Source organism: Stenotrophomonas sp. YIM B13575, from assembly GCF_042787595.1.
Classification (GTDB): domain Bacteria; phylum Pseudomonadota; class Gammaproteobacteria; order Xanthomonadales; family Xanthomonadaceae; genus Stenotrophomonas; species Stenotrophomonas lactitubi_B.
The window spans coordinates 1-1,497 of record NZ_JBHZOP010000229.1; the positions used below are offsets into that span (position 1 = coordinate 1).

Sequence of the window (1,497 nt, forward strand, 5' to 3'; positions counted from 1 at the left end):
GGGTCCGGTTGCGGGGGACGCTGCAAGTACGTCCCTGTAAGCTCGGTCGCGCCATCCATGGCGCTCACGCCCCCGCAACCGGACCCACCCCGCCTTCGACAGTTTCCCGTGATCTGTCGGAACGGCACGGGGTCCGCTGCTGCTGTTGATGGGTGTCGGCTGCTGCTGTTGGTGGGTGTCGACCTTGGTCGACACGGTAGATCCAGGCCATGCGTGGATGACACGCGCGACTGGATTTCTGGTTCATCTGTGCCTCACGCGGAAGGCCGATGAAGGTTCATGCTATGCAGCCACGCAACGCACAGGACATCGCACTTCCATGGCACGGACCCGGGTCGGCATCATCTTCGGTGGCAGGTCTTCCGAACACGAGGTTTCACTGCAGTCGGCGAAGAACATTCTCGATGCGCTGGATCGGGAGCGCTTCGAGCCGGTGCTGGTCGGCATCGACAAGCAGGGCCAGTGGCACCTGAGCCAGCCGGATACTTTCCTGCTCAATGCGGATGATCCGGCGCGCATCGCCCTGCATGCTTCCGGTACCGCGCTGGCGGTGCTGCCCGGTACCGAGCAGGCGCAGCTGCAGCCGACCGATGCGGGCAGCGCGCTGGGGCAGATCGATGTGGTGTTGCCGATCGTGCACGGGCCACTGGGCGAGGACGGTGCGCTGCAGGGGCTGCTGCGCATGGCCAACCTGCCCTTCGTCGGCTCGCCGGTGCTGGGTTCGGCGGTGGCCATGGACAAGGACGTGACCAAGCGCCTGCTGCGTGATGCCGGCCTGCAGGTGGCGCCCTGGGTGTGCATCCGTCGCCATGAAGCCGATGCGGTCGATGTCGCGGCGCTGATCGAAGTGCTTGGCCTGCCGCTGTTCGTGAAGCCGGCCAACCAGGGCTCATCGGTGGGCGTGAGCAAGGTCAAGGATGCAGCGGGTTTCGCCGCGGCATTGCAGACCGCACTGCGCTACGACCACAAGGTCCTGGTGGAATCGGCCGTGGCCGGCCGCGAGATCGAATGCGCCGTGCTCGGCAACGAGCGGCCGCAGGCCAGCGTCTGTGGCGAGGTGGTACTGCACGACGAGTTCTATGCCTACGACACCAAGTACATCAACGAAGACGGTGCTGAGGTGGTGGTACCGGCCGCAATCGATGCGGCAACGCAGGCGCGTATCCAGCAGATCGCGTTGCAGGCCTACCAGACGCTGGAGTGCGCCGGCATGGCGCGTGTGGATGTGTTCCTGACCGCCGATGGCCAGATCGTCATCAATGAAGTCAACACGCTACCGGGCTTCACCCGCATCAGCATGTATCCGAAGCTGTGGGGCGCCAGTGGCGTGGACTACACCACGCTGATCACGCGCCTGATCGAGCTGGCGCTGGAACGGCACGAAGCCGATCGCGGATTGCATAGCGCAGTTCGTTGACCGCGCTTCGGTACCGCGCTTCGGTAGTGCCGGCCGCTGGCCGGCAACCCCGCAACTGTCGAGGTTGCCGGCCAACGGCC

Annotated in this window: 1 protein-coding gene; it reads left to right on the plus strand. The window is 65.3% G+C overall.

All coding sequences use genetic code 11. The features are described 5' to 3' along the window. Window positions 1–319 precede the first annotated feature (319 nt). The gene (ddlA, locus tag ACFX4F_RS21400) at window positions 320–1,417 is read left to right on the plus strand and encodes a D-alanine--D-alanine ligase (RefSeq protein WP_380658385.1); all 1,098 of its coding nucleotides are present in this window, start codon (window positions 320–322) and stop codon (window positions 1,415–1,417) included. Window positions 1,418–1,497 lie beyond the last annotated feature (80 nt).

Bases quoted from the DNA above. Each gene is read 5' to 3' on its own strand.
- ddlA (WP_380658385.1), top strand. From the start codon at position 320: ATGGCACGGACCCGGGTCGGCATCATCTTCGGTGGCAGGTCTTCCGAA.